The organism is Paenibacillus sp. oral taxon 786 str. D14 (genome assembly GCF_000159955.1).
GTDB classification, from domain to species: domain Bacteria; phylum Bacillota; class Bacilli; order Paenibacillales; family Paenibacillaceae; genus Fontibacillus; species Fontibacillus phoenicis.
Window position 1 is genome coordinate 136,824 of the sequence record NZ_GG695977.1, and the last position, 26,305, is coordinate 163,128.

The 26,305-nt window shown below is 52.8% G+C and carries 26 protein-coding genes and 1 other annotated feature; all 26 genes read left to right on the forward strand.

Annotated elements, in window-relative coordinates:
• Positions 1-60 precede the first annotated feature (60 nt).
• The 26 genes from POTG_RS12360 to POTG_RS24830 all read left to right on the forward strand — a co-directional run bounded on the left by POTG_RS12360 (position 61) and on the right by POTG_RS24830 (position 26,065).
• The gene (locus POTG_RS12360; RefSeq protein ID WP_036645168.1) at positions 61-1,434 is read left to right on the forward strand and encodes a bifunctional folylpolyglutamate synthase/dihydrofolate synthase; all 1,374 of its coding nucleotides are present in this window, start codon (positions 61-63) and stop codon (positions 1,432-1,434) included.
• Between the two features lie 59 nt (positions 1,435-1,493).
• A complete protein-coding gene (gene murC, locus POTG_RS12365) occupies positions 1,494-2,816 on the forward strand; it encodes a UDP-N-acetylmuramate--L-alanine ligase (RefSeq protein WP_050769755.1) in 1,323 nt (440 codons plus the stop codon).
• Between the two features lie 172 nt (positions 2,817-2,988).
• Entirely contained in the window at positions 2,989-4,149 is a 1,161-nt protein-coding gene (locus POTG_RS12370) for an SPOR domain-containing protein (RefSeq protein WP_157273423.1), read from the forward strand.
• A 220-nt stretch (positions 4,150-4,369) separates the two neighbouring features.
• Positions 4,370-4,975 carry a Maf family protein gene (locus tag POTG_RS12375; protein WP_009225167.1) on the forward strand — a complete coding sequence of 202 codons (606 nt, stop codon included), beginning with the start codon at positions 4,370-4,372 and terminating at the stop codon, positions 4,973-4,975.
• A 128-nt stretch (positions 4,976-5,103) separates the two neighbouring features.
• Positions 5,104-5,799, forward strand: coding sequence for a RadC family protein (radC, locus tag POTG_RS12380; protein WP_009225168.1), 696 nt, complete (start codon positions 5,104-5,106; stop codon positions 5,797-5,799).
• Positions 5,800-6,106: 307 nt separating this feature from the next.
• Positions 6,107-7,141, forward strand: coding sequence for a rod shape-determining protein (locus tag POTG_RS12385; protein WP_009225169.1), 1,035 nt, complete (start codon positions 6,107-6,109; stop codon positions 7,139-7,141).
• 96 nt (positions 7,142-7,237) lie between these two features.
• Entirely contained in the window at positions 7,238-8,116 is an 879-nt protein-coding gene (gene mreC / locus POTG_RS12390; protein ID WP_036645171.1) for a rod shape-determining protein MreC, read from the forward strand.
• Positions 8,113-8,643, forward strand: a complete 531-nt coding sequence (gene mreD / locus POTG_RS12395) for a rod shape-determining protein MreD (protein ID WP_009225171.1) — start codon at positions 8,113-8,115, stop codon at positions 8,641-8,643. Before mreC ends, mreD begins: the two co-directional genes overlap by 4 nt.
• Before the next feature lie 79 nt (positions 8,644-8,722).
• Complete coding sequence (gene minC / locus POTG_RS12400; protein ID WP_009225172.1) at positions 8,723-9,382, forward strand: septum site-determining protein MinC; 660 nt, start codon at positions 8,723-8,725, stop codon at positions 9,380-9,382.
• 3 nt (positions 9,383-9,385) lie between these two features.
• Positions 9,386-10,183, forward strand: coding sequence for a septum site-determining protein MinD (gene minD / locus POTG_RS12405; RefSeq protein WP_009225173.1), 798 nt, complete (start codon positions 9,386-9,388; stop codon positions 10,181-10,183).
• A gap of 3 nt (positions 10,184-10,186) precedes the next feature.
• On the forward strand, positions 10,187-11,332 hold the full coding sequence (locus POTG_RS12410) for an FtsW/RodA/SpoVE family cell cycle protein (protein WP_009225174.1): 1,146 nt from the start codon (positions 10,187-10,189) through the stop codon (positions 11,330-11,332).
• A 413-nt stretch (positions 11,333-11,745) separates the two neighbouring features.
• On the forward strand, positions 11,746-12,651 hold the full coding sequence (locus POTG_RS12415; RefSeq protein ID WP_036645174.1) for a M23 family metallopeptidase: 906 nt from the start codon (positions 11,746-11,748) through the stop codon (positions 12,649-12,651).
• Complete coding sequence (locus POTG_RS12420; RefSeq protein WP_009225176.1) at positions 12,644-13,501, forward strand: M50 family metallopeptidase; 858 nt, start codon at positions 12,644-12,646, stop codon at positions 13,499-13,501. Before POTG_RS12415 ends, POTG_RS12420 begins: the two co-directional genes overlap by 8 nt.
• Positions 13,502-13,594: 93 nt before the next feature.
• Complete coding sequence (locus POTG_RS12425; RefSeq protein WP_036645225.1) at positions 13,595-14,782, forward strand: Rne/Rng family ribonuclease; 1,188 nt, start codon at positions 13,595-13,597, stop codon at positions 14,780-14,782.
• A gap of 55 nt (positions 14,783-14,837) precedes the next feature.
• Positions 14,838-14,926 (forward strand) — a sequence feature (ribosomal protein L21 leader region).
• A 13-nt stretch (positions 14,927-14,939) separates the two neighbouring features.
• Positions 14,940-15,251, forward strand: coding sequence for a 50S ribosomal protein L21 (rplU, locus tag POTG_RS12430; protein ID WP_009225178.1), 312 nt, complete (start codon positions 14,940-14,942; stop codon positions 15,249-15,251).
• A gap of 14 nt (positions 15,252-15,265) precedes the next feature.
• Complete coding sequence (locus POTG_RS12435) at positions 15,266-15,601, forward strand: ribosomal-processing cysteine protease Prp (protein WP_009225179.1); 336 nt, start codon at positions 15,266-15,268, stop codon at positions 15,599-15,601.
• 18 nt (positions 15,602-15,619) lie between these two features.
• Complete coding sequence (rpmA, locus tag POTG_RS12440; protein ID WP_009225180.1) at positions 15,620-15,931, forward strand: 50S ribosomal protein L27; 312 nt, start codon at positions 15,620-15,622, stop codon at positions 15,929-15,931.
• Positions 15,932-16,086: 155 nt separating this feature from the next.
• A complete protein-coding gene (locus POTG_RS12445) occupies positions 16,087-16,851 on the forward strand; it encodes a Spo0B domain-containing protein (protein ID WP_009225181.1) in 765 nt (254 codons plus the stop codon).
• Entirely contained in the window at positions 16,842-18,152 is a 1,311-nt protein-coding gene (gene obgE / locus POTG_RS12450) for a GTPase ObgE (protein ID WP_009225182.1), read from the forward strand. Before POTG_RS12445 ends, obgE begins: the two co-directional genes overlap by 10 nt.
• A 129-nt stretch (positions 18,153-18,281) precedes the next feature.
• Positions 18,282-18,719, forward strand: coding sequence for an ACT domain-containing protein (locus POTG_RS12455; RefSeq protein WP_016311133.1), 438 nt, complete (start codon positions 18,282-18,284; stop codon positions 18,717-18,719).
• A 61-nt stretch (positions 18,720-18,780) separates the two neighbouring features.
• A complete protein-coding gene (locus POTG_RS12460; RefSeq protein WP_009225184.1) occupies positions 18,781-20,067 on the forward strand; it encodes a homoserine dehydrogenase in 1,287 nt (428 codons plus the stop codon).
• 34 nt (positions 20,068-20,101) lie between these two features.
• The gene (gene thrC, locus POTG_RS12465) at positions 20,102-21,172 is read left to right on the forward strand and encodes a threonine synthase (protein ID WP_009225185.1); all 1,071 of its coding nucleotides are present in this window, start codon (positions 20,102-20,104) and stop codon (positions 21,170-21,172) included.
• Positions 21,169-22,134 (forward strand): homoserine kinase, encoded by a 966-nt coding sequence (thrB, locus tag POTG_RS12470; protein WP_009225186.1) that lies wholly within the window; start codon positions 21,169-21,171, stop codon positions 22,132-22,134. Before thrC ends, thrB begins: the two co-directional genes overlap by 4 nt.
• 58 nt (positions 22,135-22,192) lie before the next feature.
• A complete protein-coding gene (gene pheA / locus POTG_RS12475) occupies positions 22,193-23,089 on the forward strand; it encodes a prephenate dehydratase (RefSeq protein WP_009225187.1) in 897 nt (298 codons plus the stop codon).
• The gene (gene ilvE, locus POTG_RS12480; protein ID WP_009225188.1) at positions 23,089-23,967 is read left to right on the forward strand and encodes a branched-chain-amino-acid transaminase; all 879 of its coding nucleotides are present in this window, start codon (positions 23,089-23,091) and stop codon (positions 23,965-23,967) included. Before pheA ends, ilvE begins: the two co-directional genes overlap by 1 nt.
• Positions 23,968-24,130: 163 nt before the next feature.
• Positions 24,131-26,065: a LysM peptidoglycan-binding domain-containing protein gene (locus POTG_RS24830; RefSeq protein WP_009225189.1), complete on the forward strand. Its 1,935-nt coding sequence runs from the start codon at positions 24,131-24,133 to the stop codon at positions 26,063-26,065.
• Positions 26,066-26,305 lie beyond the last annotated feature (240 nt).

Below are 26,305 nucleotides of genomic sequence, written 5' to 3' on the forward strand. Positions count from 1 at the left end.
AGAAAAGGCTTTCGAAGATGACTTCTTGAACTACACTAATATTAAATGAAGGTGACTGACATGGGGGATCGTACAGAGGAAGAAACACGGCCGCTGAACAGCTATGCTGAAGCGGTCGATTGGATCAACGGGCTGCTGCCGTTTGGCATCCGTCCCGGCTTGGAACGGATCGAGCTCATGATGGAAAAGTTAGGCCATCCCGAACGGAGGCTGAAATTTATTCATGTGGCAGGGACGAACGGTAAAGGCTCCTCCTGCGCTTTCCTGACCCGAACACTGCGGGAATGCGGTTATCATGTGGGGACGTATACGTCCCCTTACATCACAAAATTCACGAATCGCTTCCAATATGATGAGGAAGATATCCCCGAGACGGTGCTGCTCGAGCTGGCGAACCGGGTTGCTCCATTGGTGGCTGAAATCGCCGGCACCGAACTGGGATCCCCAACCATGTTCGAGGTGAGCACAGCGATCGCGATTTTGTATTTTGCGGAAGTGTGTTACCCCGATGTGGTAGTATGGGAGACCGGGCTTGGGGGAAGGATGGATGTGACCAATATTGTGACGCCGATCGTCTCTTTGATTACGAACATCGGCTTGGATCACATGGACGTCCTTGGCGACACAATCGAGCAAATCGCCCGCGAGAAAGCTGGCATTATCAAGGCGGGGGTACCTGTGGTCAGCTGCGCCGAGCAGCCGGAGGCTGTTGCCGTACTGAAGGAAACGGCGGCAGCCAAGCATGCTACCCTCTATCTGATGGGGGAGCAGTTCCGGTACGAGCGGGTGGCGGTGGATGCCAAGGAGCAGCAGTTGCATTTTCAAGGTCCATTCCGGGAGATGGATTTTACGATTCGCATGCTTGGGGAGCATCAATGCAAGAACGCCGCCGGCGTCATGATGGTGCTGGAAGTGCTGCGGCAGTATATGGCTTTTATCCTCGAGGATGAACAGGTGCAGGACGGTTTCCGTACTTCCTTCTGGGCCGGACGGCTGGAAGTGGTGCGGGAGGAACCTCGCCTTGTATTGGACGGAGCACATAATCCGGAAGGTGCCGCTTCGCTGGCGAAAAGCCTGCCTGAAGCGTTCCAATACCGCAAGCTGCATTTGATGATGGGGATGCTGGCCAATAAGCATCATCAGGGCTACTTGAAGCATATATTACCAATAGTGGATACGCTAATTCTGACCGAGCCCGATTTTCGCCGGAAAATGGACGCCGATGCGTTGTATGAACTCGTGGCCGAACTACAGGGGATAGAAGCGAAAGCGGATTTGGAAATCATCGTGGAACGTGACTGGAGAAAAGCCCTTTCGCTTTTGGAGTCACGGACGGAACGGGAGGATCTTGGGGTAGTCACCGGCACGTTGTATCTGATCTCGGACGTGCGGGCGGCCCTTTTGCATCAAACCGATTCTGAAAAAGGCTGGTGACCATTTTGTTAAATACGACCGAACAACACGTACATTTTATCGGTATCGGCGGATATGGCATGAGCGCCATTGCCCGCGTGATGCTGGAAATGGGGTATACCGTCACGGGATCGGACGTTGCCTCCCAAGAGTTGACGGAGAAGCTCGCCGCGAAGGGAGCGAAAATCTATATCGGCCATACCGCCGAACACGTGCATGGGGCGGATTTGGTCGTTTACTCTACGGCGCTGCCGCAGGATAATGTGGAGCGTTTGGAAGCGCAAGAGCAAGGCATACCGGTGCTGCATCGCTCTCAGATGCTGGCCCGCCTTTTGAATGAGCGTAACGGTGTTGCTGTTGCCGGAGCTCATGGCAAAACGACAACCTCGTCGATGATCGCGCTGGCGATGGAGCTTTGCGGTACCGATCCTACCTACATTATCGGCGGGGAAATTATGGACATGGGCACAAATGCCAAAGCCGGACAAGGAAAATGCGTGGTTGCGGAAGCTGACGAAAGCGACGGTTCCTTCCTGCAGTATTATCCATCACTTGGCGTCGTGACCAACATCGAGGCCGACCATTTGGAAAACTACGGCGGTGACTTCAATCGCCTGAAGGAAGCCTACGTGCAGTTTCTGAATCAGATCAAACCGGACGGCAAGGCGGTCGTATGCGGAGACGACCCGAACATACGGGAATTGCTTCCTCGGGTACAAAGTCCGACGATTACGTACGGCATCGAAACCAACTGCGACTATACGGCCCGGGAGATTGAGCTTGGAGATCGCTGTGTTACCTTTAAAATGTATCAAGGTGACCGGGAGCTCGGAACAGTGGAATTGTCTGTGCCTGGTCGGCATAATGTTTACAATGCGATGGCGACCGTGATCGTATGCATGGAGGCAGGCATTCCGTTTGATGAAGTTGTCAAAGCGTTGCGCCACTTCCATGGCGCGAAACGCCGTTTCCAGGTGCTTGGAGAGAAGAACGGAATTCTGATTATCGACGATTATGCACACCATCCAACGGAAATCCAAGCGACGATCGCAGCGGCCAAGGCAACCGGCAAGCGAATTATCGCCGTCTTCCAACCGCAGCGGTATACGCGGACCTTTTTCTTGTTGGATGCGTTTAGCCGGGCGTTTGGAGATGCGGATGAGGTGATCATCACCGACATTTATTCACCGGCCGGAGAGAAAGCGATCGAAGGCGTGAGCTCCTCGAAGCTGGTCGAATTGATCAAACAAAACAGCAATCCCGGCGCTCGTTACTTGCCGACGAAGCAGGACGTAATTGCCGATTTGCAGCATCGTTTGAAGCCTGGCGATCTCGTGCTGACGATGGGCGCGGGCGACATTTACAAAGTGGGTTACGAGCTGGCCAAAGGGTTGTCTAACTAAATCCCCAGCTTGACACTTAATATGAACGGTCTTTACCGGGATGAGGTTCCCGGTAAAGACCGTTTTTTCGTTCCTGACCAAATAGAAGCTTCACCCTTGTACAGGCTTGGCATAACCGTTGGATCGCTCTCATATGGATAGGGTAGAAGAATGGACAAGGAGCGTGCGGACCGTGAACAAAGCCAAAATGACATTCCGGTTTGACAAGGATGGCCGGGAAATCCGGCCAGAACGGGAGATTGCGGAGGAGCCAATGCGGAGGTCGATACCCCAATATCGAGCGGTAGAGACGGTAGAGGAATGGGGGGATCCCTTCACGGACCATACAGGGATGGGGCTCACTGTCTTTCCGGGCGGACAAGACCAGAGACAACGCCAAGATCCGATGGGGACAACTCGGGACGATTGGGAAGAAATTTACGACAAAGACCCTTGGCAGACAGAGTGGCAGGAGGAGACCCCTCCCATCTATACCCGTCCTCACCGAACCTCCTGGTGGAAGGTGGCCGGCTCTTTGACCGGAGCGATTGTTACGGGCGCACTGTTTGGGTATGTCGTGCTATCTTTATTTAATCAGGAGATCGAACTCCCTCTTCCAGGGATTAACACGAACACGCCGCAGCAGGTGGAATCGGGAGACACAGCAAGCCAGCCGGCCATGGGGGAGATTGAAGGGGAGGACCCCGCAACCGAGGATAACGTTCCGCTTATTAGCGTCGCATTGCCGGAGCAGACTTACTACTTCCTGCAATATGGCGTGTTTAGCACGGCGCAGGGGGTGCAGCTGGCGCAGGAGGAACTGCAAGCGTCCGGTATTGCAGCTGCCCGGGATACGGTCGACGAGAAACGGGTTTATGCCGGGGTCTCCACGGATAGAGAGCAATCGAAACTGCTTACCGGTCAACTGAAGGCGGCAGGTGTGAACCTGATTTTGCACGAGATCTCGTTCCCGGCAGCGGCTAACGTCCCATTTGCCGGCGAACGCGAAGCGTTGGAAGGGTTTATGGCGCAGAGCGCAGAGCTGGTTGACCTGCTTAGCACCTCGTCCGCAGCGCTGCTGACCGAAGCGGACCCGCAGCCGCAGCAGCACCCGGAACTAGAGCAATTGGGGGCCAAGCACCAGGCCTGGACACAAAGTGCTTCGGCGATCCGCGGGAAATGGTCTACGGCGGGGGCAGCCCTGGCCGGTGAAATGGAGAAAGCGATCAACGGGGCGGTCGAGGCCATGAGCGAATATCAGAAAAACGGGGCAAAAACACTGCTCTGGGAAGTACAAAATGAGATGATGCGCTTCATTATGGCCGAGCAGTCACTCGTTCACGACGGAGTATAAATATGCAACAGGACATTTAATCCAAAGACAGGGGGCTGGAAATAGTTTCCCCTGTCCTTTTTGTGTTTGCGCCTGGGGCCATAATAATCTTATAATAGGTTAGTGTCAAAAAATGGCGGGGATGACAGCAAACCGTTGTCGATTCTTATCTATTTTTTACCAACTTATGCATGTAACCATTCAGGACATCAATTCGTTTTCTACAAAGGAGAGTTCCATAATGGATACCGCAAATTTGCGCCGGATTATTCTTGCTTCCACTTCACCTCGCAGGCGTGAATTAGTCGCATCTCTGGCGATTCCTTTCGAAGTGGTACCAAGCCATACAGAGGAATCTTTCGAAGCATCGTTATCGCCGGAGCAAATCGTGATGGAGCTTGCCGGGCGCAAAGCGGAAGCCGTTTACCGGGGGCTTGATCCTTCGGCAGACCGCAATGCGGTGATCGTCGGGAGCGATACGATCGTGGTCCGAGACGGCGAAGTTTTGGGTAAACCGAAGGACACCCAAGAGGCAGCGGATATGCTGCGAAGCCTGCAGGGACGAGAGCATGTGGTGTATACTGGCGTAGCCTGCATGGACGCCTTAACGGGGCGACGTCACGTTGATTACCGGGCGACGACTGTAAGGATGAAGGCATTGACCGAAGCGGAAATTCAAGCCTACGCCCGCAGCGGGGAAGGATTGGACAAGGCTGGGGCCTATGCGATTCAAGGACTTGGCGCTACGATCGTTACTGGAATTGAAGGATGTTATTTTAATGTGGTCGGCTTGCCGGTCTCGCTGCTCGTGGACATGCTGAAGGATTTCGACATTCAGGTGCTGTAAGCAGGAGGCTGAGCTTGCCGTGATGGCAGGTCATCGGGAAGTGATAAAGCATATCCTTCCGAACTTAGGACGGGCGTAACCGGAATAACCGGGAGCGACCCGAACCCATTCGGAAGCGGGGGATAGCGATGGAACAAGCACAAACTCCCTATATGCTGCGTGATCTTCCTTCTGAGGAGCGGCCAAGGGAACGAATGATCAAATACGGAGCGGGGGCGCTCAGCCATGCGGAATTGCTGGCGATCCTGCTCCGCACAGGAACACGCCAGGAATCGGCAGTTCATATGGCCCAGCGATTGCTCGCCGAATTAGGCGGGCTGCGCGGGCTGGTTGATGTCAGCCTGGAAGAGATGACGAACCTGAAAGGCATCGGACCTGCGAAAGCGGTCCAGCTGAAGGCAGGGATTGAGTTGGGGCAGCGACTGGCCAAGTCACGTCTTCCGGATCAAGCAGTAATCCGCAGTCCGCACGATGCGGCTGAGCTATTGATGGAGCAAATGCGCTATTTGCAGAAAGAGCATTTTGTATGTCTTTTTTTGAATACAAAAAATCATATCATTGCTCAAGAGACGCTTTCGATCGGAAGCCTGAACGCATCGATTGTGCATCCGCGCGAGGTGTTCCGGGCTGCGATCAAATGCAGCAGCGCTTCCGTCGTATGTGCGCACAATCATCCCAGCGGCGATCCCACTCCAAGCCCGGAGGATATCCGGATGACGCGTAGGCTTTGCGAAGCGGGGGAAATTATCGGCATCGATGTGCTCGATCACATCGTCATCGGGGACGGCAAGTTCGTCAGTTTGAAAGAACGGGGCTTGATGTAACTTCAGTGAATTCAAGATTCGCCGTCGAACTTGCATCATTGATGAACTTCGTGATCGGAAGATGACTTTTTGAACAACCGTTTCAATGAAGGTTCAAACAAGTCAGGTTTCGAGCACCAAGAAGATTGGATGAAGCTAGGGGCTGAGTAGCGGAGCGTAGACAGATCTACGTGAGCAACGGAAGGCCCGGCTGAATTCAAGATTCGCCGTCGAACTTGCATCATTGATGAACTTCGTGATCGGAAGATGACTTTTTGAACAACCTCTAATATAATAGGTTAGATACAGAAGGAAAGGAAGAAGCAGCATGTTGGGTGGCTTTACAAAAGACTTGGGAATTGATTTAGGGACGGCAAATACGTTGGTATATACGAGAGGCAAGGGCATTATCGTCCGCGAGCCTTCGGTGGTAGCGATTCATACCGACACGAAAAACATCGTGGCCGTCGGAGAATCGGCCAAGAAGATGATCGGCAGAACCCCCGGCAACATTCGGGCGATCCGTCCGATGAAGGATGGCGTGATCGCTGATTTCGATACAACGGCAACGATGATTAAATATTTTATTGGTCAAGCGCAGAAGAAACGTTCGTTGTTCCAGCGCCACCCGAACGTGATGGTTTGCGTACCGTCGGGGATCACGGCCGTTGAGCAGCGGGCTGTTGAGGACGCGACGAAGCAAGCAGGTGCACGCGAAGCTTACACGATCGAGGAGCCGTTCGCCGCGGCGATTGGCGCAGATTTGCCGGTTTGGGAACCTACCGGCAGCATGGTCGTGGACATCGGCGGCGGGACGACGGAAGTTGCGGTGATCTCGCTGGGCGGGATCGTCACCAGCAAATCCGTCCGCGTGGCAGGCGATGAAATGGATGAAGCGATCATCCAATATATCAAGCGCCAATACAACCTGATGATCGGGGAAAGAACCGCCGAGCAGCTGAAGATGGATATCGGCTCCGCACTTGCGCTGGAGAAGGTTGAAACGATGGAAATCCGCGGACGCGACCTCGTGACAGGACTGCCGAAGACGATCACGATCACTTCTGACGAGATCTCCGAAGCGCTGAGCGATACGGTGGGTGCAATCGTGGACGCGGTGAAAGTCACTTTGGAGAAATGCCCGCCGGAACTCGCAGCAGACATTATGGACCGGGGAATCGTATTGACCGGCGGCGGCGCGTTGCTGCGTAACCTGGATAAACTGCTGGCCGGCGAAACCGGCATGCCGGTGATTGTGGCGGAGAATCCGCTTGACTGTGTGGCGATCGGTACGGGCCGGGCTTTGGATAATATCCACTTATTCAAATCGAAAAGTAGTTCAGCCCTTCGTTCCAAGCGATAATTTCGCGCGGAAGAAGGCACCCCTGATATCAAAGCGGCGCCGTCCTGAATTGGACGGCCAATGCCGTTTTTCCAAGAAATCATGTATGGTTGGAGGGTGCGAAAACTGTTTAAGCTGCTTGGCAACAAAAGATTATTTATTTTGTTGATGGGACTTATTTTGTTTATTGCGGTGATGGGGTTTACGCTGGGGCCAAGAACCAGCTTGTCCTGGCCGGAGAAATTCGTCAAGGACACGGTTGGCTTCGTGCAATACGTGTTTTACAAGCCCGCTAGCTATGTAGCGGGCTTCTTTGAAGATATTTCGAACCTGCGCGCGCTGCAGGAGGAGAACGAGCAGCTCAAGATCGCTTTGGCGCACTATACACGTGACAAAGCGACGTATAACTGGATTGCTCAAGAAAACGAACGGTTGAAGAATAAGCTCGATTTCACTGAAGCGCAAAAGAGACTCTACGATTACACCTGGAAAATTGCCCAGGTCATCAGCGTTAATGACGATCCTGTCAATCGCACGATCGTGGTTAATTTAGGGGCTCGGGAAGGCGTGAAAGAGGGGATGGCTGTCTCCTCCGATAAAGGCTTGGTTGGCGTGATCAGTCATGTCAGCAACTTTACGTCCACCGTCCGCCTTGCGACCTCAATGGATGCCAAGGACCCGAACTCTAACGGCATCGCCGTGACGGCACAAGGGAAGGAAAACGACGTCTTTGGCATGATCGAAACGTTTGATCGCGAGCAGGGAATGTTCCTCATGACGCGCATTGAAGATGCCACTCCGCTGAAGAAAGGGGATACCATCGTCTCCTCCGGGATCGGCGGCGTATTTCCTCGCGGGATGGTGATCGGCACGGTGAAGGACATTCAGGTTGGCGAATACGGGCTGACGTATACCGCTACGGTGGAACCTGCTGCGAACTTCACCGACTGGAAGGAACTATTTATCGTATTCGAACCGGAAGGTGAAGGCGAGTGAACAAGCGCAAACTGATTTTAATTCTGCTGCTGTTCCTCTTGTTCATTCTTGAGGGAACTTTGGTTCCTTGGCTGATCCCTACGGCATGGCAGACGCGGATTGCCCCGCATCTGGTTTACGTCGTTATTCTATATTTCTCCGTTTATGAGAACCGGCATACGGGGCTGATCCTTGGTCTGGTCTTTGGGATGTTGCACGATATCGTTTTTTACGGGGCGTTGATCGGAGCCTACTCCTTCGCTATGGGGTTGTCCGGCTATCTGCTGGGGCTCTTGTCCCGCAACCAGCGGGCACCGCTGCCGCTGATGATGATCGTCGTGCTGCTGGGCGGCCTGCTGCTGGATTCGATTCTGTTCGGTACGTATACGCTGTTTGAACTGATACACCAGCCGTATACATGGGCGTTGAAAAATCACATTATCCCAAACGTTTTGGTGCAGTTCGTATTTGCTTTGGCGATATACGTACCGCTGCGTCGGCAGCTCGAAATCATTACCCGCAGACGCTCTCCCGAGGAGAACGCTTGACTTCCCGCTTATTTTGCTTGCTGTAAGCAGGAACTTTTCCGCTTCGGCGCGAATTGATTAGGGGGGGAGGGACAGGCTCATGACAGTAAAATCCAACCACGTGACGATTAAAGGCGTAAAAGATGGCCTGGTTTTCCTGCTGGACGACAAATGCGATTTTTCGAGTCTTCTGGAGGAATTAAAGTATAAATTGGAATTTAGCCATCAACATATCTTGACTGGGCCGATCATCCATGTCGATGTGAAGCTGGGGATGCGACTCGTCACTGAGGATCAGAAGGACATGATTCTTGATATATTAAAGCAAAAAGGCAATCTGCTTGTCCGCTCCTTTGAGATGCCGGAAATTGTTCGGGCGGATGCGCCGGGAGCGCTGACGACGATTGCGGGGATTGTCCGCTCGGGTCAGGTGCTGCATCATGAGGGCAACCTGCTGTTTATCGGCGATGTGAATCCCGGGGGGACGATTCGCTGTACCGGCGACATTCTGATTCTCGGCGCTCTGCGCGGGATGGCCCATGCAGGCTTTGAGGGCAACGAGAATTCGATCATTGCAGCTTCGTACTTGTCTCCAACGCAGCTTCGAATCGCGGAAACGATCAGCCGGCCCCCGGATGAATGGGAGAACCGGGAGACGAGCATGGAGTTCGCTTTTCTACGGGAAGGGAAGATGCAGATCGACAAAATCATCAATATCACCCGGGTGAGACCGGACCTTAACGTGTTTAAAGGGGTGTGAATCATGGGACAAGCTATCGTAATAACGTCCGGTAAAGGCGGGGTGGGCAAAACCACGACCTCGGCCAATATCGGCACGGCGCTTGCGCTTCTGGGGAAAAAAGTGTGTTTAGTGGATACGGACATCGGTTTGCGAAATTTGGACGTAGTCATGGGGCTCGAAAATCGGATCATTTATGATTTGATCGACGTGGCCGAAGGTCGCTGCCGACTGAATCAAGCGCTGGTGAAGGATAAGCGGTTCGATGAGCTGTATATGCTGCCGGCGGCGCAAACGAAGGATAAAAACGCGATTTCGCCAGATCAGGTCAAAGACATCGTTCTGGAACTGAAGAAGGAATTTGAATTCGTAATTATCGACTGCCCGGCGGGGATTGAGCAAGGGTTTAAGAACGCGATTGCCGGGGCGGATCAGGCGATCGTGGTCACAACGCCGGAACATGCCGCTGTACGCGATGCGGACCGAATTATCGGGCTCTTGGAGAACTCGCATATCGCTTCGCCGAAGCTGGTTGTGAACCGGATTAAAATCAATATGATGAAATCCGGGGATATGCTGGATATTGAAGGAATCCTTCAGGTGTTAAACATCGATCTGATCGGCATCGTGCCAGACGATGAGAAGGTCATTAAAGCCGCCAACAGCGGCGAACCGACGGTAATGAATCCGGACTCTTCGGCTGCGATTGCCTACCGCAACATCGCGCGGCGGATTTTGGGCGACACCGTGCCGCTGATGCTGCTGGATCAGAAGAAGGGCGTATTTACGCGCTTTAAGAAGTTTTTTGGAATGGGTGGATAACCGTTGTTTTTTAAACTTAAACATGTGGACTGGCTGATGGTAGGGATACTTGCTTTGTTTATGGTGTTTAGTACCCTCCTGGTGCGCAGTGCCATTGCTCCATATGAGACGGAATTCCAGTGGTATGATCTGAAGACGATCATATTTTACTTGCTAGGGTTCGTGGTCGTGTTCGGTATGGCTTTGGTGGATTACCGTACGTTGCTTCGGTACAGCTGGTATGTGTACGGAGCAGGCTGCGTGCTGCTGGTGCTCGTCTACCTGTTTGCGCCGGAAATCAACGGGGCGCGCAGCTGGTTCAAGATTGGCGGGTTGCAATTTCAGCCGGCCGAATTGGTTAAGGTTATTCTCATTTTGACGACGGGGTATTTATTAGGCAAAAAAATGGGGCAACCGCTTCACTTCCGGCGCGACATTATTCCGATCACGCTGGTGACGCTGCTGCCGTTTTTTTTGGTATTGATTCAACCGGACTTGGGAAATGCCATCATTTATCTCGTCGTGTTGGTAGGGATGCTGTGGATCGGCAATGCCAGATACAGCCACGTCTTGATCGGTTTAACCGCGGCGGTAGCGGGATTGATTCTGTTCGTCACGTTGTTTAACGCCTATAATACGCAGATTCAAGACTATTTAGCGAAGCATCAGAAGCTTCACTGGTATCAGCGGATCAACACGTTTATCAACCCGGATCAAGCGTCGAGCGACGATCGGCACCAATCCAACTATGCCAAGATCGCCATCGGCTCCGGGGGACTGCTCGGCGACGGTTACATGAAAGGCGACTTAAAGAACAAGAAATTCGTTCCGTATCCGTATTCGGACTCGATTTTTGTTGTCGTTGGCGAGGAGTTTGGGTTCATCGGGGCATCGGTGCTGCTGTTGCTCTACTTCTTGTTCATTTACAGGATGATCTTAATCGCCCTGCATTGCATTGATAAACGAGGCGCCTACATGATTGTTGGTATCGTTGCGATGTTCCTGTTCCAAATCTTCGAGAACGTCGGGATGATGATCGGCCTGATGCCGATTACCGGGATTACGTTGCCGTTCATCAGCTATGGAGGAACCTCGCTGCTCATCAATATGTTATGTATCGGACTGGTGTTCAGCATTAAGCTGCATCAGGAGAAATATAAGGTGGATTAGGATATACCGGTGCCGGCAGCACCGGTTTTTTGGTTTATTGACCACCGCTGCACCTCATAGAGGTAAAAGATGGCCTTATTTTTGCGAAGTCAAAGAGATTGGCTGAAATAAGGTCATTTTTTTCCCTTATTCGTGAGAACTCCAGGATGTTTGTTGGTGAAGTCGCATCAATAAGGCCCAAAATTACCGTTATGATGTGCGCTTGAAGATAAACGTGGTGGAATAAGAACATAAATTACCTCTATTCACTTCCCAGCTCAGGAGCGATTAGGCGGATCTCCAAGCTTGTTCATATTCCATTCCTGTGGCTCATAAGTATGTAGTACAGGCCCTGCCAGAGAAGAAGGCAGCGGCAGGAACGGATGACTTATGGGACAACCACGAATTGTGGAGCGGAGCGGGGGGATAAGAGCATGGACGTGAAATCAAATGTCAAAAAGCGGAGAGCGGAGCGGATTCGGCAATTGACGATGGAAGACGCCGTAGGGCCGCTGCCGCCGGATCAGGGCTGGGGATCTGCCCCCGGACGGGCGGCTGCACCTCCGAGAACGAAGCCATGGCCTGTTAGTGCAGGTCAGGACGACACCGATCCCGATCCCGAGCTGTTATGGAAGCGCGGGCAAGGCCGCTGGCAGGATCCTTATGCTGGCGCTTATGGAAGCGGAAAGGGTGACGATGAGCTGATGGGTCCCGGGCCGGGAAAACGTTCGACGTTCTGGTTCGCGATGTTCGTTCGCCTGGTGATTAGCACGTTACTGTTTGCGGCGATCTGGGGCATGAACCGCTATGAGCCGGCCTGGGCGACGCCCATCCGCGCGTTTATTGCCAAGTCGCTTACCGTGGAGATGGATTTCCAAGCGGCCCAAGCCTGGTACGAACGTAATTTCGGAGGGGCACCATCCTTTATTCCCATCTTTAAAACCAATGAAGATCATGGGCTGAGAGTAGGAGGCGCAGCTGGTTTTTCACTGCCGATTGAGGGCAGTCTTGCCAGTCCATTTGCCTTGAGCTTAAAAGGAGTTGAAATTATCCCTGACACCGGCAGCTTGCAGGTCAAAGCCATCGAGACCGGACGGGTGCTTCGCGTTGCCCGGGAAGCCGAGACCGGACAGACCGTGACGGTACAGCATGCCGGGGGATACGTCTCGGTATATGGACATTTGGAGCAGATCTCCGTTGAAAAAGGGGACTGGCTGGAAGGGGGCGATGTTCTGGGCAGCCTTCCGCCGCGAACGCAGTCGCCATTGCCGACGCTTTATTTTGCGATCAAAAAAGATGACCGGTATATCGATCCGGCGGATGTGATTCCATTTGATTAAATGGCGCGGCATCGCGATTTCGTTCCATCCTTTTTTCGTCATTATTATGCTGATGTCTGTGCTGACCGGCCACTTTCTGGAACTGCTTGCCTTGTTCACAATCGTGTTCGTGCATGAGATGGGCCATGTGTTTGCCGCTCGCATGTACGACATCAAAGTCTTGTCCGTCCAAATGCTTCCCTTTGGAGGCGTGGCGGTCATGGAGGATGCGGGGGACCTCACAGCCGGGCGCGAGATGGTTATCGCTTTGGCAGGCCCGCTGCAAAACCTGTTGCTGATCGGCGCCTCCTTACTGCTTCATGCCGTCGGGATCTGGGACGGGCCGTTTTTGAGCTATTTTATTCAAAGCAATCTGCTCATTGCTTTATTTAATCTGCTGCCCATCCTGCCGCTGGACGGCGGCAAAATCTCGCAGGCTTTATGCAGCCTGGTTATGCCTTATTATGCCACGCTGCTCTGGTCTTACCGTATCAGCTTGCTGTTCAGCGCCTTGCTGGTGGCCTACTCCTTCTTGCCGCTATGGCTCGGGTTAGGTGGGATGCAGCTGAATCTTCTGCTGATTGGCCTCTTCCTGCTTTATTCCAATCTGACCGATTATCGGAACATTCCCTATCGTTTTATCCGTTTTCTGGTGAACCGGGATCGCAGCTTTTCCAGACATCTGCTGAGCGGGACGTTGGCCCAACCAATCGTTGCGGAGAAAACGAAACCTTTGGATCACATTTTGCGTCTATTTAAGAGAGAAAAATATCATTTTATTTACGTGATGAACCAACAGGGGAACATCGTGGCGGTCGTTCCGGAACAACGAGTGATTTCCTCTTTCTTACAGGGAGGCTCTGGGGCTTGAAGCGCGACAGACGTGATATAATGGAACGGGCATGTTACTTGATAATAAGCGAGTTCATGATCAATGGATGACGAAAGTATGAAGGGTGAGATCATGAAGAGGATGATTGTTCACTGCGGACCTGGCTCTACCGAAATTGCGCTTCTAGAAAACGGCAAGCTGGTGGAATATGCGGCGGAGCGTTCTCAACATCGAGGACTGGTTGGCAGCTTTGTGAAAGGCAAAGTGGTTAATGTCATTCCGGGTATGCAGGCCGCTTTTGTGGATATCGGTCAAAAAAAGAATGCGTTTCTCTATATCGACGACGTGCTGCACCCTCATTTGGAGAAGCAGCCGAAGCAGAAGCCGTCGATCGCGGAGCTTCTGAAGCCAGGCCAAGAGCTGGTCGTACAGGTTGTAAAAGAAGCGATCGGCAACAAAGGTGCGCGGGTGACGACTCATTATTCTTTGCCGGGACGCTGGCTGGTCTATATGCCGACGGCTGGTTATGTTGCCGTCTCCAAGAAGATCGCATGCGAAGAGGAGAAGCAACGCCTCAAGCTGCTTGGTGAGGAGCTGCGCAGCGAGGAGGAAGGATTGATTCTGCGCACGGTCGCCGAGGAAGAGGACGGCAAGGCGATCGCGGAAGATCTCGCGCAGCTGCGCAAGCAATGGGCCGCCATCCAGGAGAAGGCGAAGCATGCGGCAGCTCCGGTCGTACTGCACCAGGATTTAAGCATGATCCAACGTTTGATGCGCGACGTATATAGCCCGGAAACGGACGAGCTGATCATGGATTGTCCGGAGCAGGCGGAGGAGGCGCTTGCTTTTCTGCAGGCGATGCTGCCGGGGGAGACGCCGCGCATCATTGTGCATGAAAGCGAAGTGCCGATCTTTGATTATTATGAAGTGAGGCCGCAGATGGAGAAGGATTTTCAGCGGAAAATCTGGCTGCCGGGGGGCGGCTACCTCGTGTGGGACACGACTGAAGCGTTGACCGTGATTGACGTGAATACCGGCAAGTTCACCGGGGGAGACAGCTTGGAGGATACGGTGTTCCGCACCAATCTGGAGGCCGCGCAGGAGATGGCCCGGCTGATTCGGCTGCGGGATACCGGCGGCATTATCATCGTAGATTTTATCGATATGAACAGCGACGAGCATCGATCGGCCGTTTGGGAGCGGCTGGAGCAGGCGCTGGCTGGCGACCGTACACAGCATCATATTTTGGGATGGACCAAGCTCGGCTTGCTGGAAATGACGCGAAAAAGAATGCGGGAAGAGATTACGGTAATCAGTTGATTTTTTGCAAGGTGCATGGTAGTATATTAGGGTATGTGTCATGAGTTAGCTTGTGCACATGCTGCAACCGCTCCGATCGGGTTAACAAGTCCGCTGGACCTTTGCGTCTAACGGCACCTGAATCAGGCGAGTCTGAGACATGAGGAGGTGCAAGCAAATGTACGCAATTATCGAAACCGGCGGTAAACAATACCGTGTTCAAGAAGGCGATGTGCTTTACATCGAGAAATTGAACGCAGAAGACGGTGCAAGCGTAACGTTCGACCGTGTGTTGGCAGTATCGAAAGGTGAAGGTTTGGTAACGGGAACTCCATTGGTATCCGGCGCTAGCGTAACGGCGAAAGTCGAGAAGCATGGCAAAGGCCAAAAAGTGATCGTTTACAAATACAAACCGAAGAAGAACTACCACAAGAAGCAAGGTCATCGTCAACCTTACACGAAAGTAACGATCGAGAAAATCCAAGCGTAAGAAGGTGCGATAACTTGATTATCGTCTCCATATTACGCCGGAAGAATAACGACATCGCAGGCTTTAAGGTGGAAGGCCATGCCGGCTATGCGAAGGCCGGTGAGGACATCGTCTGCGCGGGCGTGTCGGCCGTGACCGTTGGAACGGTCAACTCGATCGAAGCGTTGACGGGCATTGTGATGGACTCCAGGATGAAGAACGGCTTTCTTAGCGCGAATCTTCCTGATACGGTCGAAACGGAAGAAGCCGGAGCACAAGCGCAACTGCTGCTTGCCTCGCTTGTCGTTATGCTGAAGAGTATCGAAGAATCATACGGGAAGTATATTCAGATACAGGACGTCATTATTTGAAGAAGGAGGTAGACTACAATGTTGAAATTGGATCTCCAGTTGTTCGCTTCCAAGAAGGGCGTAGGTTCCACGAAGAACGGACGCGACAGCATCGCGAAACGCCTTGGCGTGAAACGTGCTGATGGCCAATTGGTAACGGGCGGAAGCATTCTCGTTCGCCAACGCGGTACGAAAATCCACCCAGGTACAAACGTAGGCATCGGTTCGGACGATACGCTGTTTGCGAAAATCGACGGCGTTGTGAAATTCGAACGTTGGGGTCGCGATCGCAAAAAAGTGAGCGTCTACCCTGTGGAAACCGCTCCTGTAGCGGCTACAGTCGAAGCTTAAGAGCTATGAATCAAGAGCCCTGGCACGTTGGTGTCAGGGCTTTACTTTTTTACATACATAACGGGAGCGAACTTGGTTGAGGTATGTTATACTGGGTAGGGATGTCAGGGTGGGGAGTTTCATTCCGCCCAATCTGTTAGAGGAACGGGGAAGATATGAAACATCGGTTCATGGTGAGGGCAATGATCGTGTTGATCGCGCTCGTTAGCCTGACACTAGCTTATTTTCTGAAGTCGCCGATCGGACAGGTCCTCCTGTGCGGGGCTCTTTTCGTGTTGTTTGGGCTATATGTACGGCATCTTCGGAAAGGAGCCGAAATCGAGCGGAAGCATTTGCTGGAATCGGTCCAACGAACGGCCTCCGCCACGCTGGGTCATCATCGCCACGATTGGATGAACGATCTGCAGATTCTATATGGGTATATCCAACTTCGGAAAATTGATAAACTCGCCGATTGCGTGGAAAGAATAAAAGAACGAATGGCCGTAGAAAGTAAAATTTCCAGGTTAGGCATTCCGGCCTTGGTCTTCTACTTACAATCGTTCCGCGAGGTCAACGGTTCGATTCATCTCGACGTTGACATTGAGGACGAACTGCAGCTGGATCAATTGCTTACTGCGGAGCAAGCGGAAGAACTGACGGAGGCCATCGTGGAAACGGTGCGGATCTTCCAGTATAACGGGCGTTCTTCTTGGGGAGAGACGCTGCAGTTGAAGATGTCGATGTACCGTGAGGACGGCGAAGTCATCGTTCGGTTTGAACAGGCCGGTTCCAAGGGGAATCCGGAGGTACTTGTCCGCCTTCTTGATGAAGGAATGGCGGGATTGCGGGTTAAGGCTGACCGTGGCGATGCGGAAAACGGTTCGTTGCGGCTACGGGTGGCTTGTGGAAAAATAAACGAGGTGAACGCATGTTTGTAGATAAAGCGAAAATTTATGTCAAGGGGGGCGACGGCGGCGACGGGCTGGTCGCTTTTCGCCGGGAGAAATACGTGCCCGAAGGCGGTCCGGCCGGCGGTGACGGCGGCAAAGGCGGCGACGTGATTTTCCGCGTTGATGAAGGCTTGAGAACGCTGATGGATTTCCGCTATCAACGGCATTTCAAGGCGCAGCGCGGAGAGAAGGGGCGGAATAAGAGCCAGCACGGAGCAAATGCGGAGAACATGATCGTCCGGGTCCCCCCCGGAACGGTTGTCATTGACGACGATACCCAAGAGGTGCTTGCCGATTTGACGCGCCATGGGCAGGAGGTGGTTGTGGCCCGCGGAGGTCGTGGAGGTCGCGGCAATATCCGGTTCGCTACGCCAAACAACCCGGCACCTGAGCTGGCAGAGCATGGCGAAGAGGGCGAAGAACGCTGGGTCGTGCTCGAGCTGAAGGTGATGGCCGATGTCGGACTGGTCGGGTTCCCTAGCGTTGGGAAATCGACGTTGTTATCCGTTGTATCGGCAGCAAAACCAAAGATCGGCGCCTACCATTTCACAACGATCACCCCGAATTTGGGGGTTGTTGATGTGGGCGACGGCCGGAGCTTCGTGATGGCGGATTTGCCTGGATTGATCGAAGGGGCCCATGAAGGCGTTGGTCTGGGCCATGAGTTCTTGCGGCACGTCGAGCGGACGCGGTTGATCGTCCATGTCGTTGACATGGCTGGCTCGGAAGGGCGGGATCCTTTTGACGATTGGCAGAAAATTAACGACGAGCTGCGGCTGTACAATGCCGATTTGGAGAAACGCCCGCAGATCGTAGCCGCCAATAAGATGGATATGCCTGAAGCGGCAGCGAATTTGGAGAAATTCCGTGCCGAAGTCGCCAAGGTGCGCGGGGATTTGGAGATTATGCCGATTTCTTCATTGACTCGTCAGGGTGTCCAAGAGTTGCTCTACCGCGTGGCGGAGCTGCTGGAGCAAATTCCGGAGGCGCCTGCGATCGAAGAAGTGACCGAACTGGCGGAACGCAAAATTTACAAATTGGACAAAAAGGAAGACGAAGGCTTTACGATCCGCCGCGAAAACGAGACTTTCGTGGTGGAAAGCGCGAAGATCGAGCGGATGATGAAGCGGATGCAGCTGAATTCGCATGACGCCATCCTGAAGCTGGCCCGCACGCTGCGGCATATGGGGGTAGACGATGAGCTTCGCAAGCGGGGGGCCAAGGACGGTACGCTGGTCCGCATCGGGGACTTCGAGTTTGAGTTCGTTGAAGGCAGCAGCTACTACTGATGATGGAAAAGAGCACCTTTTGGGTGCTTTTTTTGCTATGGGTCAGGACAAAAAATCATTGCCACCCTGCGTCATATCCGTTATAATGTCCACTATATGAAAACAAAAGTCTCTAAGGAGAGGACGTTCGTGAAGGAGCACTACTATTTGGTTCGTGAGGATATTTTGCCAGAAGCGGTAGTTAAGACCTTACAGGTAAAGCAGCTCTTGGCCTCCGGCGACGCCAAAACAGTTCATGAGGCTGTTGCTCAAGTGGGGTTAAGTCGCAGCGCTTTTTATAAATATAAAGACGGCATTCATCAACTCAATCAATTCGAACGGGAAAGCATCGTGACCATCTCCTTTGATCTGGAGCACCGGTCCGGGATCTTATCGAAGGTGCTTGCGCTGATCGCCGGTTCCGGCGGCAACGTATTGACGATTAATCAGAGCATCCCGCTGCAAGGCAAAGCCAATGTCGTGATCTCCGTGGAAACCTCGCGCTTAACCGAAGAGCTGGATGAGATGCTGGATTCGCTGCAAAGCATTCCGGGCGTAAGGAGAACACAGATCGTTGGTCAAGGTTAACAAGGTAAAGAGGAGAAATTAGACGAAAAAAACCGTAATTGGATAACGGGAGGGGACGGCTGTGAAGCCTGTGAAAGTAGGACTGCTCGGACTTGGCACGGTAGGGACCGGCGTGGTCCGGATCTTGGAAGGACATCAGGAGGATCTCAGCAGTCAGGTGGGTTCGCCGATCGTCATTGAGAAAATTGCCGTTAAGACCTTAGACAAAACGCGCAGCGTCCATGTGGATCCACGAAAGCTGACGGAGGACCCCTGGTCGGTCATCCGAGATCCGGAGATCGACGTGATTGTGGAAGTTATGGGCGGCGTGGATCAGACAAAAGCTTATATTTTGGAGGCGCTCGAACGCGGCAAGCATATCGTGACCGCAAACAAGGATTTGATGGCGCTGTATGGCTCAGAGATTCTGGCCAAGGCGATGGAGCATCAATGCGACGTATTTTATGAAGCCAGCGTGGCCGGCGGCATACCGATCATTCGCACGTTGATTGAAGGCTTTTCCTCGGATCGGATTATGAAAATTATGGGGATTGTCAATGGAACGACCAATTATATTTTGAGCAAAATGAGCCAGGAAGGCGCTTCTTACGAGGATGTGCTGAAGGAAGCGCAGCAGCTCGGATACGCAGAGTCCGATCCGACCTCCGACGTGGAGGGATTGGATGCCGCTCGCAAAATGGCGATTCTCGCAACCCTCGGTTTCCGCACCAACGTGGAGCTGGACGATGTGCATGTTCGAGGCATAACTTCGGTATCCAAGGAAGATATTTTATATGCCAAGCGTCTTGGGTATGAGATGAAGCTGCTCGGCATCGCAGAACGGCAGGATGACGAATTCAGCATTACGGTTCAGCCGACCATGGTGAAGAATACGCATCCGATCGCGGCCGTAAATGGCGTTTACAATGCGGTGTACGTGTATGGGGAAGCCGTTGGGGAAACGATGTTCTACGGTGCGGGAGCCGGCGAAATGCCGACGGCCACGTCCGTGGTTGCGGACCTGGTCGCTGTCGTTAAGAACCTCAAGCTTGGCGTGAACGGTTTGAAAGCCATCGTCCCGTATAAGCCCAAGAAGCTGAAAACCGACGAACAAATCGCCTACAAAAACTTCCTGTTGCTCCACGTCGACGATAAAGCCGGCGTTCTGGCGCAGATCACCCAAGTCTTCGCCGAATACGAGGTGAGCTTGGAGTCGGTCGTACAGTCGCCAAATACGAATGTTGAAGGTGCTGAAATTATGATCGTGACGCACAATGCCAGCAAGGCAAGCATGGATAAGGTATTGGCCCATTTCGAATCGCTGGACGTCATTCATCGGATCAAAAGCGTGTATCGCGTAGAGGGATAATAACATTAATTCAGAATAAAGGAGTTCTTTTTGCATGAGATATCTCGGATTGCTGGAAACGTACAAGGAATATTTGCCGGTGAGCGACAAGACGCCGAAGCTGACGCTGCAGGAAGGCAATACCCCGCTGGTTCGCGCGGAGAACCTGTCGAAGGAGCTGGGCCTGGATCTGTATTTCAAATATGAAGGGCTGAATCCAACCGGTTCCTTTAAGGACCGCGGAATGGTGATGGCCGTCGCGAAAGCGGTGGAGGAAGGCAGCCGGACGATTATGTGCGCCTCCACGGGGAATACCTCGGCAGCGGCAGCGGCTTATGCGGCTCGGGCGGGAATCGACTGCATCGTGCTGATTCCGAACAACAACATTGCCCTCGGAAAGCTGGCGCAAGCGATGATTTACGGGGCGAAAGTGATTGCCATCGAAGGTAACTTCGACCGGGCGCTCGAAATCGTGCGCGACATCACCGCCAAGCATCCGATCACGCTGGTCAACTCGGTGAACCCGTACCGCATTGAAGGCCAGAAAACAGCGGCATTCGAGGTGTGCGACCAACTGGGGAAAGCGCCGGATGTATTGGCGATTCCCGTCGGCAACGCGGGCAATATCTCGGCCTATTGGAAAGGCTTCAAGGAATATTATGAGCGCGGTAAATCGACTTCTCTGCCGCGGATGGTTGGATTCGAGGCCGAAGGCGCGATGGCGATCGTCAAAGGCGAGCCGATTCTGGAGCCGGAAACGATTGCGACCGCCATTCGGATTGGCAATCCGGCCAGCTGGAAGACAGCTGTCGCCGCCGCGGAGGAATCCGGCGGGCAAATCAACTACGTTACGGACGACGAAATCCTTGATGCATACCGCACTATCGCTGCCAAGGAAGGTATCTTTGCCGAGCCGGCATCGGCTGCTTCAATCGCCGGCGTATATAAACTGCATCGGGAAGGCTATTTCAAAGGCGGCGAGACCGTCGTTTGTGTGCTGACCGGACATGGTCTGAAGGATCCGAACATCGCGATCAAGAGCATTGGCGGCGAACCGCTTGTCGTACAGGATACGGAGGAAGCGGTGCTGAATGCGATCGCCAAGCTGCAAGGAGCACGGGCATGATTCGCCGGGAAGGCGTCCGGGTCAAGGTGCCGGCAAGCACGGCGAATCTGGGGCCCGGCTTTGATACGCTTGGTATGGCGCTTAACCTCTATGCCTGGATTGAAATGAAACCGGCAACCTCCACGGTGATCACCCTGCATGGGGGGAACCTGGAAGGACTGCCGACCGATAAAAGCAATCTGGTATACCAAGTCGCGCAATCGGTGTTTGCGGAAGCCGGCGTGACCTTACCGGAACTGGAAATCTCGATGAAATCAGATATTCCGTTAACCCGCGGGCTTGGCAGCAGCGCTTCGGCGATCGTCGGGGCGCTGTTTGCGGCCAACCTGCTGGTTGGCGAGCCTTTAAGCAAGGCCAAGCTCTTCGATATGGCTACGGCCTTGGAGAAGCATCCGGACAACGTTGGTGCCTCCCTGTTCGGCGGGATTATTACCGCGGTTTGGGACGGGGCGCACGCGGATGTGCTGCGCATCGAGCCGCCAGCCGATCTGGAGGTGCTCGTTGCTATTCCTGACTTTCAGCTGTCCACCTCCAAGGCGCGTGAGGCGCTGCCGAAGCAGATCAGCCTGCAGGATGCGGTGTACAACGTCAGCCGCACGTCCCTGCTTACAGCGGCGTTAGCCGCCGGCCGGCTGGATTTGATCCCGGCTGCCATGCGCGATCGGCTGCATCAGCCGTACCGGGCTGCACTCGTGCCCGGAATGGCCCGGATCCTTAAGGAAGCAACTGCCCATGGGGCTTTGGGCGCTGCCTTAAGCGGAGCCGGACCGACGCTGCTCTGTCTGACGGACCGCCGTCAGGGAGCGGACAAACAGCTGGAGTCGTTTTTGCTGGAGGTGCTGAGTGGGGAAGGCATCTCCGCGCAGACCATGAGGCTGAAACCTTGCACATCGGGGGCTGTGGAGCTTACTATGGAGAGTGAAGGTTCTTTTCTGGATCACATTCAAGCCTACGGTTTGTGAGAGCTTCGTGATCGATTAAGATTAATGGTTGAAGCACCTTATGAGGGGAAGTCAGGAGATGAAACGAATAGCATTGCTGCCGGAAGGCTCGGTATCTCATGAAGCGGCGCTGCATCTATTTGGCGATGAGCCTGTGGAACTGCTGCATTTCAAGCAGATATCCGACGTCTTCTTAGCCACGGCCAGCGGACACAGTGATTACAGCGTCATCCCGATGGAGAATACAATTGAAGGCTCCGTCAGCCTTCATATGGATTGGCTGATTCACGAAGTGGATATTCCGATGCAGATTGAATGGATATACCCTTCCGTGCAGAATTTGATTGGCAAGAAGGAAGAGTTCCAAGCGGCCGATCCATCGGACGAGATCGATTACAGCAAAGTGACGAAGGTGCTGTCTCATCCGGTTGCGATGGCGCAGTGCTTGCAATTTATTCGTTCGCAGATGCCTAAGGCGGAGCTGGAGCATACCGGCAGCACTTCAGAAGCGGTAGAGCTGGTGAAGAAAAATCCGGGACAAGGCTGGACGGCAATCGGCACGGCACTAGGAGCTAAGCGCCATGGACTGGATGTCCTGGCTCGCCATGTGACGGATCACGATAATAACTATACCCGATTTGTTCTGATCGGCCCGCGGCCGCTTGAACTGAATCACTCGGCAGCCCAAAGCAAAACAAGTCTGCTGGTAACGTTGCCTGAGGATTTTCCGGGCGCCTTGCATCAGGTATTGTCTGCATTTGCATGGCGTAAACTGAATTTGTCGCGCATCGAGTCACGCCCTACGAAGAAGAGGCTGGGCAGTTACTATTTTATTATGGATGTGCTTGAAGCGGTTGATTCCGTGCTGCTGAGTTCAGCGATTGGTGAAATCGAAGCGCTCAACTGTCAAGTACGTGTGCTGGGGAGTTATCCCAGCTTGTCATTTGGAGAACAAAAAGCGGAGGTGCCAAAATAATGGCAGAACAATGGATTTATTTAGATGGACAATTCGTAACAAAAGATCAAGCAAAGGTTTCCGTATATGACCACGGCTTTTTGTATGGGGACGGGATTTTTGAAGGCATCCGCATTTATAACGGGAACATCTTTAAATGCAAGGAGCATTTGGACCGCCTATACGATTCGGCTAAATCCATTATGTTGGACATTCCGCTGACGTATCAGGAAATGGAAGATGCGCTGGTCGAGACGCTTCGCCGCAACGATCTGCGTAATGGCTATATCCGTCTGGTTGTCTCCCGCGGTCCCGGCAACCTCGGATTGGATCCAAACCGTTGCCCGAAAGCCTCGGTGATCATTATTGTAGAGCAGCTGGCGATCTATTCGGAAGAAGCCTACAAAACGGGGTTGAAGACCGTATCTGTGTCGACGCGCCGCAACATCCCAGACGCTTTGAATCCGAAGATCAAATCGCTGAACTATTTGAACAACATCTTGGTGAAAATTCAGTCGAACCTGTCCGGTGCGGGCGAAGCAATCATGCTGAACGCGCAAGGGTACGTTACGGAAGGGTCGGGCGATAATATTTTTATCGTGAAGAACGGGGTTATTACGACTCCTCCATGCTACTTAGGCGCTTTGGACGGCATTACCCGCCAAGCAATCATCGAAATTTGCCGCAAAAAAGGCTACAACATCCAAGAGCAGCCATTTACGCTGCATGATGTCTATGTCGCCGACGAAGTGTTCCTGACGGGGACAGCTGCCGAAGTTATCGCAGTACGCGAAGTTGACGGCCGCATCATCGGTGAAGGGCATGCGGGCCCAATTACGCTGAAGCTGCTGGAAGAATTCCGCGCGATCGTTGATAAGGACGGATTGAAAGTTTGGTAACGTTCGGTAAGGCCGACAAGAATCCTATTTTCCTCGACCTAAGAGGGAGATAGGATTTTTTCTTTTCTAGGATGTCAAAAATCGGGCTCCTGCATAGGATGTAATAAATGGGCCCCGGGCGATCATCACGTACCGGAGAAGAAACCTAGGAGGTCTTTATCGCGTGAAAATCCATATTGTGAAAAAAGGCGATACTTTGTTTGAGCTCTCAAAAAAGTATAACGTGCCTCTGGAAAAACTGATCGAAGCTAACCCGCAGATCGCCAATCCAAATCAATTGAACATCGGTGACAAAGTAAAGATTCCAGCCGTGGCCGTACCGATTGGCGGTGAAACGGGCAATGTCTACAAGCACATTGTCAAGCAGGGGGACACGTTATGGAAGCTGTCCAAAGCTTGGGGATTACCTTTGCAGAGTCTGATCGATGCAAACCCACAGCTTAGCGACCCGAATCAATTGAAGGTTGGGGACATCGTCAACATACCTACGGGCATGGGAAATCCGTCAGGTGGTGCCGACAACCCTTCTGCGCCGAACGTAGGGATGTCTCCTGCGCAAACTGGTAAGAAGAACACGGCTCCCATCGCCGGTTCTGGAAAGAAAGCTCCAACCGGCGTGAAGCCAGAAGTGACAGCGCCGAAGCCGGAGAAGGTGGAGCCGGTGAAAACCGAAAAGCCGAAGGAAGCCCCGGCGAAAACAGAGCCACCGAAACAACAGCCAATCAACGTAGAACCGCCGGAGCAGCAGCCGATCAACGTGGCACCACCGAAACAACAACCGATCAATGTGGAACCGCCAAAGCAACAACCGGCGCAAGTTCAACCGCCTAAAGTCGTACCGATGGAGATCAAAGTGGAAGTAGAGCAAATCCAATATGAATCCACGAAACTCCAACCGATTCATCACGAGCCGAAAAAGCATGAACCTGTTCAGATTCAGCCCTATCCTTACCAACCGAATATTTCTCCTGCAAATTATGGGCCGCAGAACGTCAGCCCTTATAGCCATGTGCCCATGAAGGGAGAACCCACAGGGGTTAGTCCTTATGCCTATGAGCCGATGAAGGGTGAGTCGACAGGAGTCAATCCTTATGGCTATGAGCCGATGAAGGGTGAGTCGACAGGAGTTAGTCCTTATGGCTATGAGCCGATGAAGGGTGAGTCGACAGGAGTTAGTCCTTATGGCTATGAGCCGATGAAGGGCGAGCCGGCAGGGGTCAGCCCATATGGTTATGAACCGATGAAGGGCGAACCGACAGGAGTCAGTCCTTACACCTATGGCCCGAACCCATCCCCGAACTTATCCTATCCAGGTCATGTTATGCCACAGTACACACTTCCGGCCATGGGTTACGCTCCATCCCCTTGTGGCTGCTCGGGAACAATGTCTCCTTACCCGTATACGACCCAGGAAGCCTATCCGCCTTTTTATCAGTATCCCATTGCCGCTGAACCCGTATCTGGGTATTATGGCAATCCGGCACCAACAGCATTGTCACCAGCGGAAGGGGAGTATCCGGGGATATCTAATGCTAATGCGCCAGTCTCACAAATGCCGAACATGGGAGCGGTAAGCCCGTACGCAAATCCGAATCCGAATATGCAGCCTCAGGCAGTATCACCGCAATCCGTATCTCCTGAAGCAAATAACAATCCATTCTATCCACAAACGATGGATTGGGGACATCATCCCGGAATGATGCCTTGTTATGGTCCACCTGTGCCAGGCTATCCAACATCGGTTATGCCGTCATCCTATTATCCGATGGCCTATCCAGGAGCGAATAACATGGCTCCGCTAGCTAACGAACCTTTGAAGGGTGAAGTAGGCGGGATCGAAAACATGAAGGGGCACTTTAATCGGGAGGTGGAGTCTTCTACTTCCGGCGACGAGACGGAGGAGAGAGAGTCCCAGAAAACAGAGGCAAAATCAAAAACGCCTAACTCATCTAAAAAAAACGTGAAAATTTCGGGCAACCCTGACGCGCAGCCAAGTCCGAAGAAACAAAGTAAATCGAGTAACGGAGCGGCAGGCAAAAAAAATCGTCAACGTACCGACAGCTCGAATGGACGCCGGAATCCGTGGATTAACGCCTAACAAGTAAACAAAGCAGGGGAGGTAACTCTCCTGCTTTGTTTTTTCTCGTGTAATGACTTGAGCATGAATGCGGAATATGATATATTAAATGTCCCATGAAAACTACGAAATAAATCGAGTTGAGAGTGGGATGTTGAGAGAAAACGAGTTGCAAATCAATTGAATAAAAAAACTTTCAAAAAAGACTTGCAATTCTGATCCCGATGTGTTACATTATTTAAGTCGCCGCTGAAACACAGT